The 15,581-nt window shown below is 59.0% G+C and carries 9 protein-coding genes and 1 pseudogene; 7 read left to right on the top strand and 3 right to left on the bottom strand.

The window, feature by feature from the left end:
* Window positions 1-107: 107 nt before the first annotated feature.
* Entirely contained in the window at window positions 108-1,553 is a 1,446-nt protein-coding gene (locus ASD03_RS11815) for a M81 family metallopeptidase (protein WP_057213651.1), read from the bottom strand.
* A gap of 111 nt (window positions 1,554-1,664) precedes the next feature.
* On the opposite strand from ASD03_RS11815, the gene ASD03_RS11810 reads away from it, so the two are divergent.
* Together ASD03_RS11810 and ASD03_RS11805 are read left to right on the top strand one after the other, a co-directional pair.
* Window positions 1,665-2,489 (top strand): M55 family metallopeptidase, encoded by an 825-nt coding sequence (locus tag ASD03_RS11810; protein WP_057213648.1) that lies wholly within the window; start codon window positions 1,665-1,667, stop codon window positions 2,487-2,489.
* A 24-nt stretch (window positions 2,490-2,513) separates the two neighbouring features.
* A complete protein-coding gene (locus tag ASD03_RS11805; RefSeq protein ID WP_057209692.1) occupies window positions 2,514-3,752 on the top strand; it encodes an FAD-dependent oxidoreductase in 1,239 nt (412 codons plus the stop codon).
* A gap of 264 nt (window positions 3,753-4,016) precedes the next feature.
* Here the strand turns inward: ASD03_RS11805 and ASD03_RS11800 are convergent, their stop codons facing one another.
* Entirely contained in the window at window positions 4,017-4,280 is a 264-nt protein-coding gene (locus ASD03_RS11800; RefSeq protein WP_156407939.1) for a hypothetical protein, read from the bottom strand.
* Window positions 4,281-4,351: 71 nt separating this feature from the next.
* Here ASD03_RS11800 and ASD03_RS39685 point away from each other — a divergent pair, with 71 nt between their 5' ends.
* Complete coding sequence (locus ASD03_RS39685; RefSeq protein WP_162249752.1) at window positions 4,352-4,657, top strand: hypothetical protein; 306 nt, start codon at window positions 4,352-4,354, stop codon at window positions 4,655-4,657.
* 454 nt (window positions 4,658-5,111) lie between these two features.
* Here ASD03_RS39685 and ASD03_RS37575 read toward each other — a convergent pair whose 3' ends face one another.
* The gene (locus ASD03_RS37575) at window positions 5,112-5,684 is read right to left on the bottom strand and encodes an MOSC domain-containing protein (RefSeq protein WP_244494628.1); all 573 of its coding nucleotides are present in this window, start codon (window positions 5,682-5,684) and stop codon (window positions 5,112-5,114) included.
* A gap of 826 nt (window positions 5,685-6,510) precedes the next feature.
* Between ASD03_RS37575 and ASD03_RS11785 the strand changes: the two genes are divergently transcribed.
* The 4 genes and pseudogenes from ASD03_RS11785 (at window position 6,511) to ASD03_RS11770 (ending at window position 15,580) form a co-directional block, all read left to right on the top strand.
* Window positions 6,511-7,686 carry a glycosyltransferase gene (locus tag ASD03_RS11785; protein WP_225906345.1) on the top strand — a complete coding sequence of 392 codons (1,176 nt, stop codon included), beginning with the start codon at window positions 6,511-6,513 and terminating at the stop codon, window positions 7,684-7,686.
* Window positions 7,687-7,833: 147 nt separating this feature from the next.
* Window positions 7,834-10,068 (top strand): UDP-galactopyranose mutase, encoded by a 2,235-nt coding sequence (gene glf / locus ASD03_RS11780; RefSeq protein WP_156407944.1) that lies wholly within the window; start codon window positions 7,834-7,836, stop codon window positions 10,066-10,068.
* Window positions 10,069-10,127: 59 nt separating this feature from the next.
* Window positions 10,128-13,250 (top strand): annotated as a pseudogene (locus ASD03_RS11775) (glycosyltransferase).
* On the top strand, window positions 13,247-15,580 hold the full coding sequence (locus tag ASD03_RS11770; RefSeq protein WP_057213638.1) for a glycosyltransferase: 2,334 nt from the start codon (window positions 13,247-13,249) through the stop codon (window positions 15,578-15,580). Before ASD03_RS11775 ends, ASD03_RS11770 begins: the two are co-directional and overlap by 4 nt.
* Window position 15,581 lies beyond the last annotated feature (1 nt).

Here is a 15,581-nt window from a genome sequence, read left to right as displayed (position 1 = left end):
TCAAAGTGCTAGAGCGCCGAGCGACACCCTTGCACCCAGGCGTCACCGGCACGACCCAATGGCTGCCAAATCTTCGCCGCGCTGAGCCGCGCCAAATGGCATCCTTTCTACTGTGCGAACGGGTCGCCGACCTTCGGCCAATAGGGGCGTCTCAATTTTGTGAAGGGCAGCTGTTCAAAGCTGGGTTGCAAGGCGCCGGGGCCGCCGACATAGAGGATTTCGCTGGCGATCGGTTCAAAGCCGGCGCGGAAGTGGTTGCTCGACTTCACCACGACAATCTTCCTCTGCGCCGGGTTCAAGCCCAGCGCCGTCATGCATTCCGGGTGGAAGACTTGTGTGCGCACGATGTCGATGCCGCCTGCCGTAACCCACACCGCGTCGCCGATCCCGAGCGGCGTCGGCCCGAAGCGCTGGGTAACGCCGGAGGTGATGCGCCTGACATTCACGGTCAGATCCAGGGGGTCGCCGGAGGCCGGCCCGACCTTGCCGCCGATCCTCAGCGCCAATGTCGCCCCTTCTCCCGCCTCGCGGCACATGCGCACCGCAATCGGGTCCCAGTAGAGGCAGGTCGCCACGTCCTCGATGCCGCGTTCGATGATGCGGCGCAGGATGAAGGTCGAGTCTCCGGGCGCCCCGCCGCCGGCATTGTCGGAGACGTCCGCCAGCACGATCGGTCCGCTCTTCGCGGCGACGGCCCGATCCAGCGCGTCATCGATACCGAGGTAGGTGCCGCGCATTTCCTCACGCGCATCGAATATCTCTCTGCCAAAGGCCTCCGCGGTCCGTGCCGCCTTCCCTGTATCGTTGTCGGTCACGACGAGCATCTTGGCGCCGACATCTTCGACGTCTCCCCAGGGAAAGCCGTGACCGAAGGAGACCGAGAGAATGCCATCCTGCCCCTCCATCGCCTTCATGCGGTCGACAATGCCGCGCAACGGCGCGCGATGCGGGTGGAAGGTATTGATCATCCGGCAGTCATAGAGGCCCATCACCGGCCGCACTTCGCCCGCAAGGGTTCGCTTCATCAACCGGAACAATTGGTCGGCGACCTCCTCGATGTCGGTGTGCGGATACTCCTTGTAGGTGGAGATCATGGTCGCGCTCGAGAGCATGCGATCGGTGATGTGGCAATGCAGATCAAGCTCGGCAGCAACCGGGACATTCGGCCCGACCACTCCGCGCACATGCTCGAGCAGATCCCCCTCAACATCGTCATAGCCCTCGGCAACGCAGGCGCCGTGCAGGGCAAGCATGACCGCGTCGACCGGCATCGCCGCCTCGAGGTCGCCGAGGATGGTGGAGCGGAAGCTTTCATAGACCGCCCGCGTGGTCTTGCCGCCGGGCTCAGCCACGGCGCAGAGGCTCTCCACCACGTCCCAGGCTTCTTCGTCGGCACCATTGCGCCAGACAGACATTTGCGACGAGCAGCAGGTGAGCGGCCTGCTGGTGGCGTCGCCATAGGCGATCAGGTTTTCCCGGAAGGCCTCAAGGCCCGTCTGCATCGGCGAAAACGTATTGGTTTCGGTGTCCAGCCCCGCAATAAACAGTTTCATTTTTGCCTCTCGCCAACAAAGAAAGATATTTTCTAATCATAAAACTATGTTTATCGTCGGAAAGTCAAATGCATCATTCGCGCCATCGCGCGGCTGGCCGGGGAGGCAGGAATGCGCATATATATTTCCGCGGATATCGAGGGGATAGTCGGGGTCGTCAGCCGCGACCAGCTGATGCCGGAAGGTTTCGAATACGAAAACGCGCGCCGTTGGATGACAGATACCGTCGTTCACGCCTGCGAGGCTGCTCACGAGGAAGGTGTGGAAGAGGTTATCCTCAGCGATTCCCACGGAAATGGCGAGAGTATCCTAATTGACCGTCTGCCCGACTATGTGCAAATCGTCCGCAGCTGGCCGCGGCCGCTAATGATGATGCAGGGCGTCGAGCTCGGTTCCTTCGTTGGTGCGATGCTTCTCGGCTACCATGCCGGGGCAAGTCATCAGGGTGGCGTGCTGTCGCACACGATCGGCGGCACAGCCTTTGCCGAGGTGCGGATCAACGGTGTCGTCATGCCGGAGGCCGGCATCAATGCTGCCATTGCCGGGCATTTCGACGTGCCGGTCCTGCTCGCCTCAGGCGACAACATCGCCTTGGACGAGATCAAAGCGCGTATCGGCGATATCGTGACGGTGCCGGTCAAGCAGGTTTACAGCACACAATCGGCGATATCGTTGACGCCGGCCGTCGCGCATCGCCGGATTCGCGAGGGCGTCAAAGCGGCGCTGGCGAGAGCCGGCGCGGCGAAACCGTTCAAGTTGGAAAACCCGACGCTGGAGATCGTGTTCCGAAATCGCCTGCCGGCCGAATATCTCTCTTACCTCAAGGGCGTCGAGCGCACCGACGGTTATACGATCCGCTACCAGGGCGACGACATGATCGACGTCTCGCGCTTCATCCAATTCGTGGTCGGCTACAATTCACGCCTGACTTTCTGACCAACTCCGCTACGGAATCCCGCCATGACCACCTCCATTATCCTCGGCGCCGGCATGGTCGGCGTCTCCACCGCGCTTGCATTGCAGGAGAGCGGGCACCAGGTGGTGCTGCTGGATCGCCAGGCACCAGGGCGGGAAACAAGCTATGGCAACGCCGGCATCATTCAAACTGAAGCCGTCGAGCCCTATGCCTTCCCACGCAGCTTGAACGAAATTGCCAGGGTGGCGCTCAAGCGCGGCAACGACGTCGATTGGCGGCTTGGCGATATGCGACGTCTGGCGGGGCCGCTCTGGCGCTATTTCACACAGTCTGCGGCTGCGCCTTACGCGAGAACAATTGCTGCCTATTCCCAGCTCGCGCTGCGCGCGAGCGACGATCACGCGCGCTTCATCGAGCCCGCGGGTGCTGGTGAACTGATCGTGCGGCGGGGATGGCGCGCTGTCTATCGTACGCCCGCGAATTTCGAAGCAGCTGCCGCGGCCGCGGAGCGGCTGAGGCGTGTCTACGGCGTGCCCTCAGATGTGCTTGGTGCGGACGAACTTGCGGCGAGCGAACCCGCGCTGCTGCGTCGGCTTGCGGGTGCTGTCCATTGGACCTCGCCTTGGACCTGCCGTGACCCGGGCGAACTGGTTGCGCGCTACGCCGCTCTCTTCGTGGCGCGCGGCGGGACGCTGGCTCGGGGTGACGCCATGACGTTGCAGCAGAATGGTGCCGGTTGGCGGGTCTTGTCTGAGGATGGCGTTGTCGGCGCTGAAAACGCGGTCATTGCCCTGGGACCATGGTCGCCGCCGCTTGCGAAGATGTTCGGCTATAGCATACCCATGGTGTTCAAGCGCGGTTATCACAGGCATTTTTCAGGCCCGGACGGGCCGCGCGTCTCAATGCTCGATGTCGACAATTCCACGTTGATTGCGCCGATGAATGCGGGATGGCGGGTTTTGACCGGCGCGCATATTGCGCCGCCGGGAGCAGCGCCTGCCTCGCGACAGATTCGACACGCGACCAGCGCTGCGCGCGAGCTTTTTGCGCTGGGCGAGCCCATCGAACCGACGCCATGGTCGGGTACCCGCCCCTGCATACCCGACATGCTGCCTGTCGTCGGCCCGACCCGGCATAAGGGCTTGTGGTTCCATTTTGGTCACGGCCATCAGGGCTTCACATTGGGCCCGACGACCGCATTCCTCCTGGCAGAGTTCATGGCAATGGGCCGCTCGCATCCCCTTACTCTCCCCCTGCTGCCGTCAGCGCGAGGTTGGGCGTAACGCAGCCGCAAAGACCACGACGGATTGTGTTGGGGTGGATTTTGGGATGTTGATCATCGACGTTGACCGATTCAAAACACCTCCCGCTCGAAGAGCGAAGCCCACTCCACCGGAGCCTTTTCCTTTTCGGCTCCCTCCGGCGGAGCGACAATCGCAGCCTGCGCGAGGGCAATTCATTGTTGACGAGACCCGCATGCATTTTTGCCGCGCCGTGGCCAACTGACCGGGTCAACTACCAGCGTGATGTCGAACCGACAGCAACGCCTATCGGCTGCTCTTAGGAAGCTCTTCGTCGAAACGGGTCTTTTCGCGCCCCGGGTCGTCGTCGAGGATCTCCTCCTCGCTGTCTTCCGGCAACGCTTCATCCGGGTCCATATTGGCTTCATCCCGGCTCGGAACCGGCGGCACGCGGCCCTGATCGGACGGCGGATTGTCGGCATCGTGCAAAGGGAATTCGCCGGACCGGTCTGGCAACGGAATCGTCTCGGGAGGGCTCGATGTCCAGTTCTGTTCCTTCGGATCGCTCATCATCTGACTCCTTTCCTGTTGGAAAGTGAACCGACGGCCATCGGGAATGTTCCCTATCGGGAGGCATTCTTATGCCGATCAGATCCGATCGCATGAAGCTCTACCCCGGCGGCGGAACACACTCGAAGGAATGGAAGGCCTTCCGCGCCTCCCTAATCGAACGCGCCCGCAACGCTTGCGAGGGCAGGCCAAAGCTCCCGGAATGCCGCGCCGCCAACGGCCAGCCTCACCCGAAGACCGGCAGCAAGGTTGTGCTGACGATCGCTCAACCCCTGCGAATGCGCCGGCGGCGAGAGCCAGTGCGTCGACCCTCCCCGCGGGTGGACCGTAATGATCTCTTCGCCATCCATGGCCATCAAGCCGGAGAATGGGTTTGAACCATGCGGCTCAGGCGTGGAGCGGTGGCAGAAAACAGTTCTGTGTGCGGGACCGGGCAGTCTTTGCCAAGCTCTTGCAATCACACGGCACTTTGTTGGCCGATCACTGTTGGCCAGCCCCTTCGCTTTACTGATGCTCATAGCCGTGGAGGTCTGCCGGGGGCCGCGGATAGGGATTAGCAGCGCGATCGAGCTGCTATGGCGTTTCGGAGAACGGGGATCGGTCCATCTAAACCAGCGATTTCCCGAGCCTGCTCCTTGGAAAGCAACCGAGGCGGCCTTTATTGACCGATGCTAAGCGCGGCACATCCAAGGTCCGTAAAGTGCGGCGCAGAGAATGGGACCCAGCTGGTATCGGCGCGTTCTCCGTTAACGTGGTCCGCTTGGCGGCTCACCGGGTCAGTCGGGGCGTAGCTGAGAACGGACATCTATTCCGGGGCAATTATCATTTCGCCTAGAACTTGATGACGCCATCGGAGAGAGAAGCCCGCAGCTTGTAATGTACCGGTACCGACCGGTAGCGTTCGATCAAATCGGGCGATGCCTTCTTGCCATAGTGTACCATCATTTCTGGCATCAAAATGCGCTCTCCCGCGAACGCTTCGTACCTCACCAACGCTCCTGCAGCGATACGGCCGGGTTTGATGATACGACAATAGAAGCCGGGTCGAGCAGCATTGATGTACATTTTTGAGAAACAAGGGTCATCCATTCTTTCGCAAAGGATTCGGCATGGCATCCGAGGTGCTGTCACTTCCATCACCAGATCGCCGGTGGTGAAACGATCCCCGGCCGCTACGACTTGATTGTCCAGTCCTTCAAGGCAAAGATTTTCGTCGAAAAGTCCGTAGGCAATGGATCTGTTCAGTTTCTTTTCCCACCAGGCACGGCTCACATCTCCCTCGATGTAGATGGCCTGGTCGGGGCCGCCGTGGTGCTTCCGGTTGCAGACAGCGTCGCCTTCAAGTCCTTCACATCCAACTAACGGGCTGTGGCGGGTCGGACGTTTGTTGATTCCGGTTTTCATCCGGTTGCCCGGTCTTACTTCCGCTTTCCCAGTGCACACCGCCAGCACTCTCAGTTCTCGAATCCCGCCCGGCATTTAGAGCATTGCGATCATTATTGCGATGGCCACCATCGCAAGTACTGCTACGCCGACGTGAAGAAAGTGCGCTGCGCTGCTGTTGCTTTTAAAGGTTCGTGCCATGATATCACCTCGTCAGTAGACAAGTTAACGCGCGGCTTGTGTGATGGTTCAAGCCTTCCCGCTCCAAGGCTATTTTAGCGCGCACGCGAGCATCTTGCCGCTCGTCTTGAGGCTTCCTATCTCAAGTAGCGTCCTCGACATGGAGCCTCGAGATGGATGAGCTTGCAGCGAATGGCGTTCCCGACGCCGAGATCGAAGTAATCCCGCCCGCGCGTGATGAAGTTCCCGCGGGAAACACAACCGTATGCCTTTGTTGTCAAGAAGTGCGCTCGGCCTCGCGAATGGACGCCGATGGCTGCGGTATTTGTGACGAGTGCCTGGCGCCATCATTTGAGGGGTTATTCGCACGGGAGTTTCGAAGTGAAACGGGCGTGATCAATCGCCCTTTGCGGACGTGGGCGCCGTAAGCCTGTCAAAGCGGGTTGGGGACAATGACTAGCCAGAGCGCGGCGACGCGAGTGGCTCCTTTTCCCACGTCCTCACCCCTCATTTTTGAATATTAGAATAAAAACACATGAAGTTGCCTCGCTTCGGAACAAATGCGCACCGCGCTGGTTAAAGCGCGACCTACGGAATCCTAAGAACCAATCGATCCCCCCATGATCGTCGACAAGACGCTCATGAAAACATGCGTGTGAACTCAGATATGCGGAAAGTAGTTGTCATCAGCGATTTTCAGGACGGTTGGCCTCCTGCTTCTGCGGTTCCCACCAAGGCCGAACGTCTACTGACCTGGACGACGCGATTGAAGGAAGAGCAGGAGGAGTGGCAGTCTGGGGACCATGAAATCGTGGTAGAGGGCGGCTATCTGGAGCGTCTCCCTTTGGCGTGCCTCGCTCAAGGAATGGTTGATCGCGCGGAAATCTGGAGCCACTGGCGTAACAACGCCCCACCCGATGAATGTCCTGCTGAGGCGCATTTGAAGCGACGCGTCTTCATCTTGAACGGCCCGGATCATCCGTTCTCCTCTGATGATATGCTTGCTCACATTGAGGTTTATGGCGCTCCTACCATCCTTTGCGTCTTAGGGCTGGGTGTCAGTGAGGAAATACTTCTCCCCTGCCATCGCAGCTTCAAAATCTATAACTCGATAGATGCGCCCGCCCTGCGAATTCCGTCCAACATAAGCCGTCACTTCGATCTCATCCTGTCGGCTTCCAAAGAGCAGAGCGACGAGATCCGCGCGCGCCATCCAGAGACGCAGATCGCCATCCTTCCGATCGGACCCGAGTTCGCGTCCCCCTCCACGTTTTATCCAATCGAAGGACCGAAGGATTACGACGTCATTTATGTAGCCGCTGCTCAGCCCTACAAACGTCACGACATTCTGTTTGCAGCATTGAGCCGTTTGCCACGAACCGTGCGCACGCTTTGCGTATTCGGTTATGGCGAGGACGCAGCGGCATTGCGTCAAGACGCGGCCGAACTCGGACTGAACGCCGATTTCGTCGGACCTCCGGCCGTGCCCATCGCGGAGGTCAACCGTTTGATGAACCGAGCGCGCATGGGCGTTGTCTGCGGTGTCGATGACGGAGCGCCAGCGGTGCTCACCGAATACATGCTGGCCGATCTGCCCGTTCTTGCCAATGCTGCGTTGCGCTGCGGGCTCCAATATATCACCCCAGAGACCGGCGCCGTGGCCACAGCGGACCGGTTTCATCTGGGCATCGCCAACATGTTGACGCGGCTTGAGGATTTTACCCCTCGCGCGGCGGTCCTGCGTCAATGGACGTGGCACCATTCGATCAGAAAACTTCAACAGTTGATTGCAGCCCATCGTTCAAACCAAGAGAGGAGCGCGCGGGACTCAGAGATCGTTTGATCATTCGAACGTCTGAAGCGCGGTTGATTTATGAATATATTGCCAAATTCTTTATCAACAGATGAGATCCACCGAAATTCTGATGTACCGCTAATCTGTTTTTCCCATCTTCGGTGGGATTTCGTGCTGCAACGGCCGCAACATCTGATGCAGCGGTTCTCGCGGGAGCGCAACGTATACTTCTTCGAGGAGTTTATCCCGACCAATCATCATTTGCCCTATCTTGAATTTCACTCCTTCGCCGGCTCGAAGGTAAGAGCCGTGCGCCCGAGAGTGCCAGATCGTTGGAGCGAAGCGGAGCGCCAGGCTGGATTGACCGAGCTGCTTGACGACCTACTCGAACTCATCGGGCGAAAGCCGCCGATCCTGTGGTTTTACACGCCGATGATGTTCCCATTGGCTCGGCATGTCGCCGCCGCCGCTGTCGTCTACGACTGCATGGATGAACTCGCGAATTTCAGATTTGCGTCGCCGCTCGTGGGCGAGTTGGAGCAAGAGCTGATGCGCCGGGCCGACGTCGTATTCACGGGCGGCTATAGCCTGTATGAAGCCAAGCGGCTTCTCCATGATAACATACATCCCTTCCCTTCTGCCGTCGACGTCGGTCATTTCCAGTCGGCGCGCGCAATATCCGACATCCCCGACGATCAAGCGCCGTTTGCACGCCCGATACTCGGTTTCTGCGGGGTTATCGATGAACGTCTCGATCTGGACCTCGTCGCGGCCTTGGCCGATCAGCGTCCGTGGTGGTCAATTGTATTCATCGGGCCGATCGCCAAAATCGCACCGGAGGAACTGCCGCGGGCACCCAACATCCATTACTTGGGGCAGAAGGATTATGCGAGGCTCCCTGCGTATTTTGCCGGCTGGGATGTCGCGTTGATGCCGTTTGCCCGCAACGACGCCACCCGTTTCATCAGTCCGACGAAGACACCTGAATACCTTGCCGCAGGACTTCCCGTCGTGAGCACGCCGATCACAGATGTCGTGAGGCAATACGGAGACATCAATGGCTTATTCGTCGCAGCCGATGCCGCGGCCTTCGTGCAGGCGTGCGAGGCAGCGCTTCAATTGGGACCCAAGCATGGGGACTGGCTGAAGGTCGTCGACGAACGACTGGCAACACTTTCCTGGGATGACACTCACCGTCGTATGGATCGGCTAATTCATGAGGTCTTGGATCCTGCTGTGCGGGCGCCGGGGCCCCTTTTGCGTCACGTGGGAAAGACGTCACGAAAGAGCTCGAGGCACCACCGAATTGATTACCTGATCGTCGGGGCGGGATTTGCGGGGGCGGTCTTGGCCGAGCGTCTTGCCAACGAGGGCAAGCAGAGAGTTCTTGTATGTGACCGGCGCCCCCACATCGGAGGCAATGCCTACGATTTCTACAATGAAAACGGTATCCTGGTTCACAAATATGGACCGCACATTTTCCATACCAATAGCGAAGCGATCTTTAACTATTTGTCGCGCTTCACGGCCTGGAGGCACTACGAGCACCGGGTGCTAGCCCAGGTAGACGGCAAGCTGTTGCCGATACCCATCAACCGGACGACCCTAAACCGATTGTACAGCCTTGATCTTGAGGACGACGCTGCCGCCGCGCGATACCTCGCCGGGAAGGCCGAGCCAACTGAAGAGATCCGCACCTCGAAGGACGTGGTTATCGCCCAGGTTGGAACGGATCTTTATCGGACATTTTTCGAAGGCTACACCCGCAAGCAATGGGGACTGGACCCTTCGCAGCTCGACAAGGCAGTGACGGCGCGAATTCCGACCCGCACGAACACTGACGACCGGTATTTCCAGGACATTTTTCAAGCGATGCCGAAGAACGGCTACACGGACATGTTCGAGAACATGCTGGCTGGCGAAAACATCGAGATCCTGCTGGAGACAGATTTTCGCGATATTCGTCCCCGGTTTGCGGACGCCCACGTGATATTCACCGGACCAATCGATGAATTCTTCGATTACGAGTTTGGCCGTCTTCCCTATAGGAGCTTGCGCTTCGAGCACGTGACGTACGATCAGCGGCGCCTGCTACCTGTCGGCGTGGTCAACTTTCCTTCCGAAGCCGTACCTTACACACGGCTGACTGAATTCAAACATATCACCGGACAAATCCATCCGAAGACGTCTGCCTGCTTTGAATATGCCTGTTCGCAAGGCGATCCGTACTACCCAATCCCCAGATCAGAAAATCAGAAACTCTTCAGCCAATATGCTGAGCTTGCGCGTTCGCGCACGGACGTGACGTTCGTCGGAAGGCTGGCCACCTATCGCTACTATAATATGGATCAGGTCGTCGGACAGGCCTTGACGGCATTTAAGAGATTGCAAAACAAAGAAAAGGTGAACGCCGGGTTGGGTGTCCGGTGAGCCCGCTCCCACAGAGGCGGAGACTGGTACTCGCAACGGAAAGTTGCGATCCCTCCGGTATGGGAGCCCACATGCTGGTGCTCGGCGAACGGCTGCGCGACCGATACGACATTACGGTGGCCGCGCCACTCGGCGATGGCGCATTCGTGGAGAAGGCAATCGCCTTGGGACTCGCGGTAAAAGCCCTCGGCGACATCCATAGTTTCGGCCATTGGCTGCGATCAAGCGGCACGGAGCTGCTGCATATTCACGCCGGGATCGGATGGGAAGGACATGCACTGGCCCATGCGGGCAAGGCAGCCGGCATTCCCGTCATACGAACGGAGCACCTGCCATTTCTCCTTACCGATGAGAGGCAGAAATCGGAGTTTCGGGAGGGCCTCAGTGCTGTGGCGAGACTGATCGTCGTCTCTGATGCCTCACGGGCCACCTTCTTGGAGGCCGACATTGACCCCGACAAGATCTGCGTCATTCGCAATGGCATCTTGTCTCTGGACGATGGCAAGGACGCGCGCGCGCAGTGGGGCTCGCCCTCGGCAAGAACACTCGTCTCGATTGCCCGTTTTTCACCGCAAAAGGATCACGCGACGCTCGTGCGAGCAATGCCGGCTGTGCTGGCAAGATATCCAGATGCGGTTTTACTGCTGGTTGGCAGCGGCCCCGAAATGGCTGCCGTCAGAGATCTGGTGGCCGAGCTCGCCATCAAAGAGGCGGTGCGATTTGCCGGACAGCGGGATGATATCGCGTCCCTGCTGGCCTCGGCGGATCTCTTCGTTCTGGCCTCTCGGTTCGAGGGGCTTCCGCTGGTCGTTCTTGAGGCGATGTCGGCGGGGGTTCCTGTCGTCGCCACGGCAATCGGGGGAACCATCGAGGCTCTCGGGCACGATCATCCCTACCTCGTGGAGCCGGGGCGGCCCCATGCTTTGGCTGAGGCAATTTGCTCGGTCATGAGTGACCCGATCGCGGCAGCCCGCACAGGACGGGCAGAACGAGCGAGGTTCGAACGACTTTTCACAGCAGCCAGGATGGTCGCGCAAACGGAAGAAATCTATCGAGCCACTTCCAAAACAGAAATGGGCATGCAGAGAGGGTACAGACCCATGGAACGTACGCGTATCGGATTTGTCGGGGTGGGCGGAATCGCAAGACGCCACCTTGAAGTTCTGGCGGGATTCGACGACGTGCACCTCGTCGCATTCTGCGACCCGGAGTTCGATCGGGCAAGGCAAGCCGCTTTTCAGTTTGGCGCCAAAGCCTTCCCGGGGTGTCCAGAGATGCTGGCGAACCAGGAGATCGATGCCGCCTATATCTGCATCCCGCCGTTCGCCCATGGTAAGGTCGAGCGTGAACTGATTGCCCGCAGGATTCCGTTCTTTGTCGAGAAACCGATCACACTGGACCTTGAGCTTGCCACGGAACTGGCTGCCGCTATCGCCGACGCTGGTTTGATCACAGCGGTCGGTTACCATTGGCGGTATCTGGATATCGTTCAGGAAGCGCGCTGGCGTTTGAGCGAAAACCCAGCCCAACTCCTTTCCGGCTATTGGCTGGATCAGACGCCCCCTCCGCAATGGTGGTGGAAGAAGGAGACCTCAGGCGGCCAGATGGTGGAACAAGCCACCCACATCATCGATCTCGCCCGCTACCTGGTTGGCGATGTCACGCGCGTGTTCGCACAGGCGGCACACAGGAGGCGTGACGATTTTCCCGAACTCGACGTCGCGACTTCAAGCACAGCCAGCCTCGCATTCGCATCCGGTGCCATCGGCAACATCGCTTCCACATGCGCTTTACGGTGGGGACATCACATAGGACTGAACCTGTTTGCCGACGGATTGGCGATTCAATTGACGGATCGCGACATCATGGTGGATGTCGGAGAAGGCCGCCCTGTGCGCCGCGCGGAAAGAGATCCTGTGTGGTTGGAGGATCGTGCGTTCGTCGATGCGATACGCGGCGGCGACAATGAGATCCGCTGTGCATATGAAGAGGCGCTCTCGACCCACCGCATTGCCCTGGCGATCGCCAGGTCAGCGGAGAGTGGCCTGCCAATCGATCTCAACACGTTCTAGGAGGTTCCAACGATGACGAGCCGTACTATTCGGTCGCTTGGTGTCTCGGGCCCTGGCGAATTGTACTTCCTGGACTATGAGGAGGGGCCCCCCGGCGACGAGGAGGTGCAACTTGAGACGCTGTTCACCGGCTTTTCTGCCGGTACCGAGCTGACGTTTCTCAAAAACACCAACCCGTACTTCTTCTCCCGCTTCGACAATGATCGGTGTTCATTCATTTCCAACGAGCCTGGACTTCAGTATCCGGTTCCATTTCTTGGCTACATGGAAGTGGCACGCGTCGCCGACAGCAAGTCTGTGGGCTATGCAAAAGGCGATGTCGTGGCGACGACCTACGCGCATAAGACCGGCCACACAGCCAACCCGTATCACGATCTTCTCGTTCCTCTTCCCCCCGCGATTGAACCCATTCTTGGGATATTCGTCGCACAAATGGGTCCCATCGCCGCCAATGGCATCTTGCATGCCGATGCGGCTTCTTTCGGGACCTTTGTTCCTTCGCTCGGAAGCGGCCTGGCCGGGCGACGGATTCTCGTTGTCGGAGCCGGGACCGTCGGCCTGTTGACTGCGCTCTTTGCCAAGTCGCTTGGTGCAACGGAGATCGTCATCGCCGACCCGTCGAAGTTTCGTCGCGGCAAAGCGGAGGCCTTAGGCATTCTTGGGATGAGTGAGGATCACGCTTGGCAGTATGCAAAAGCACGATGGCACAACGGCGGTGGTGACCGGGGCGCCGATTTGGTCTTCCAGACACGGGCGCATTCGGAAAGCCTCAACGTCGCCTTGAAAGCTCTAAGGCCGCAGGCAAGCGTGATTGATCTCGCATTTTACCAGTCGGGCGCAGACGCGCTGCGGTTGGGCGAGGAATTCCACCATAACGGACTGAACATCCTTTGCGCGCAAATCGATCGTGTTCCTCGCGGGCTTTCTCCTCACTGGGATCGGCGTCGTCTCGCCGAAGAGACGATCAAGCTATTGCGCAATGAAGGCGCCCTGATCAAGGAACATCTGATTACTCACGTGGTGCCATTCAACGATGCTCCAGCATTTCTTTCAAGCGTTTTGGCGCGGCAGTTCGAGTTCCTGCAGATTGTATTCGAGGTGCAGAAATGAAGGAGCCCGAGCGCCCGAAAACCGTGCTTTTCGTCTTTGGATGGCTTGTCGTTGGCGGGGAGGAGACGGAGGTCCGCCTGCTTGCCGCCAACCTCGACCATTCCCTCTACAAGATCGAAGTTGTTGCATGTCTGCGAAAGGACGACATGCCCGAGCAAACGCACGAGCAGCTTCGTGCCATGGGCGTCGAAGTGGACACGACGCCCTACGGGCTTTCGTTGGAGGATACCGTCGTCTACCTCGCCGACAAGATCCCGTCCTACGATATCGTCGTCTCCTGTCAAAACGTTGCCGACCTTTACCCAGCTCTTGAACGCCTTCACTTGCGTCCGCCCTTGATCGAGCATGGCGGGCTGGTTTCAGAAGCATTGGGTGGTCCGAAGCATTTCACCAGCCGGTATGTAGGGGTATGTCGCACCATCCGCGAGGCAGCAGCGTCCAGAATGCCTGGACGAGAACATCACGCCATTGAAATCCCATCCATGGTCGACTTGAAGGAGTTCAATCCGGTGAGGCGATCCGCAATGCGTTGTCAGCTTGGATTTTCGGATGACGAGATCCTCGTCGGGTGGGTCGGCCGCCTCGATCCGAAGAAAAACGTCGAGACGTTCATACGTGCAGCCTCGATCGTTCGTGACCATTGCCCTCATGTTCGCTTCCTGGTCGTTGGCGGCCCGGATGCATTCTTTCCGCAATATGCGCAGCGATTGCGCGCCCTAACCCACGGACTTGCGCTGGATTCCGCTTTGACATTCCTCGGCGATCGAGCCGATGTGTCGGACATCTTGGTCTCGATCGACATGTTGGTCTGGCTTTCTAGTGGCGAAGGCATGCCTCATGTCCTCGCAGAAGCAGGCGCCGCATGCCTCCCGGTGGTCGCAACGGCGGATAATGGCTCGATCCAGCAAATCGAACATGGCGTCACCGGGTACTTCGTGCCGCACGATGATCCGCAGGCGGTCGCCGAAAAGATCATGCTTCTCGCGAACTCGCCCGCCCTGCGCACCCGGCTCGGCCGTCGACTTCGCGCCCATGTCGAAGAGTTTTATAGCGTGGAGGCGGTCATTCCCCAGTGGGAAAAATTGCTCGCCGACGTACTCGACGATAGAATTGCACGCGGGCCAACCGGTTTGTTTTCGTCTTTTTTCCAAGCCGGTTTCGAATGCTCGACGCATCGAATCCGAGCCAAGAGCAAGGGGCAGCCCGACAGAAGGCTCGACGTAATTGCATCAACGAAACACGACCTTTACGTGGAGAACGACTATCGCCAACTGCATGCGCTCGGAATGCGCACTGTCCGTGATGGATTGCGGTGGCATCTCATCGAGCCGTCGCCGGGACGATACGAGTGGGACAGTGCGTTGCCGATGATTCGGGCCAACCGGCGCACTGGCACCCAGGTCGTATGGGATCTACTCCACTACGGTTGGCCGGATCATATCGACATCTGGTCGCCCGCCTTCGTCGAACGTTTTGCCCTCTTTGCCGGCGCCGTCGCCAAAGTAATGCGAGAGGAAATCGAAGCTCCCCCATATTATGCGCCGGTTAACGAAATCTCATTCTTGTCCTGGGCTGGCGGCGAGGTTGGCTACCTCAACCCGTGGGCAACGCGCAGGGGTTTTGAGTTGAAGGCGCTACTCGCACGGTCATCTCTTGCTTCTATGAAAGCCATTTTGGGCGTTGACCCTCGCGCGCGATTCGTCCATTGCGACCCCGTCATCAATATTGTCGCAGCACCTGATCGACCGCAGGACCGCGGCGCGGCCGAGGGGCATCGGCTCTCTCAATTCCAGGGGTGGGACATGATCGCCGGCCGCCTGTGGCCGCAGCTCGGCGGCGCAGAACGATACCTCGATATCATCGGCGTCAACTACTATCACAACAATCAATGGATCCACGGCGGCTCTCACATTGACGTCGACCACCCGCTCCACAAGCCGCTCCGGAAAATCCTTGTCGAAACTTATGCGCGTTACGGAAGACCGATGCTGATTGCTGAAACCGGCATTGAGGGTGAGCGTCGTCCGGATTGGCTCGAATATGTGGCCGAAGAGGCACGAGCCGCAATGAAGGCGGGAGTACCTGTGGAGGGCGTGTGTCTTTACCCAATCCTGGACCATTTGGGATGGGACGACGATCGGCCATGCGAGAACGGATTGCTGTCGATGGAACCGACGGCTACGGGACGCACGCTTTACTCTCCCCTGGCGCGCCAAATTGGGCATGAAATAAAGGTGACCGAGGCCTTTATCGAACACATACCTGGGGATTCAATGAAACGGGCCTGCCTGGAGGACACTAGCCACGCCAAGAGACCATTGGCAATTTGAC

It is taken from the genome of Ensifer sp. Root127, assembly GCF_001425225.1.
GTDB classification, from domain to species: domain Bacteria; phylum Pseudomonadota; class Alphaproteobacteria; order Rhizobiales; family Rhizobiaceae; genus Ensifer; species Ensifer canadensis.
Note: the sequence above shows the minus strand (reverse complement) of the source record. Positions and strands in the feature narration are given on the sequence as shown.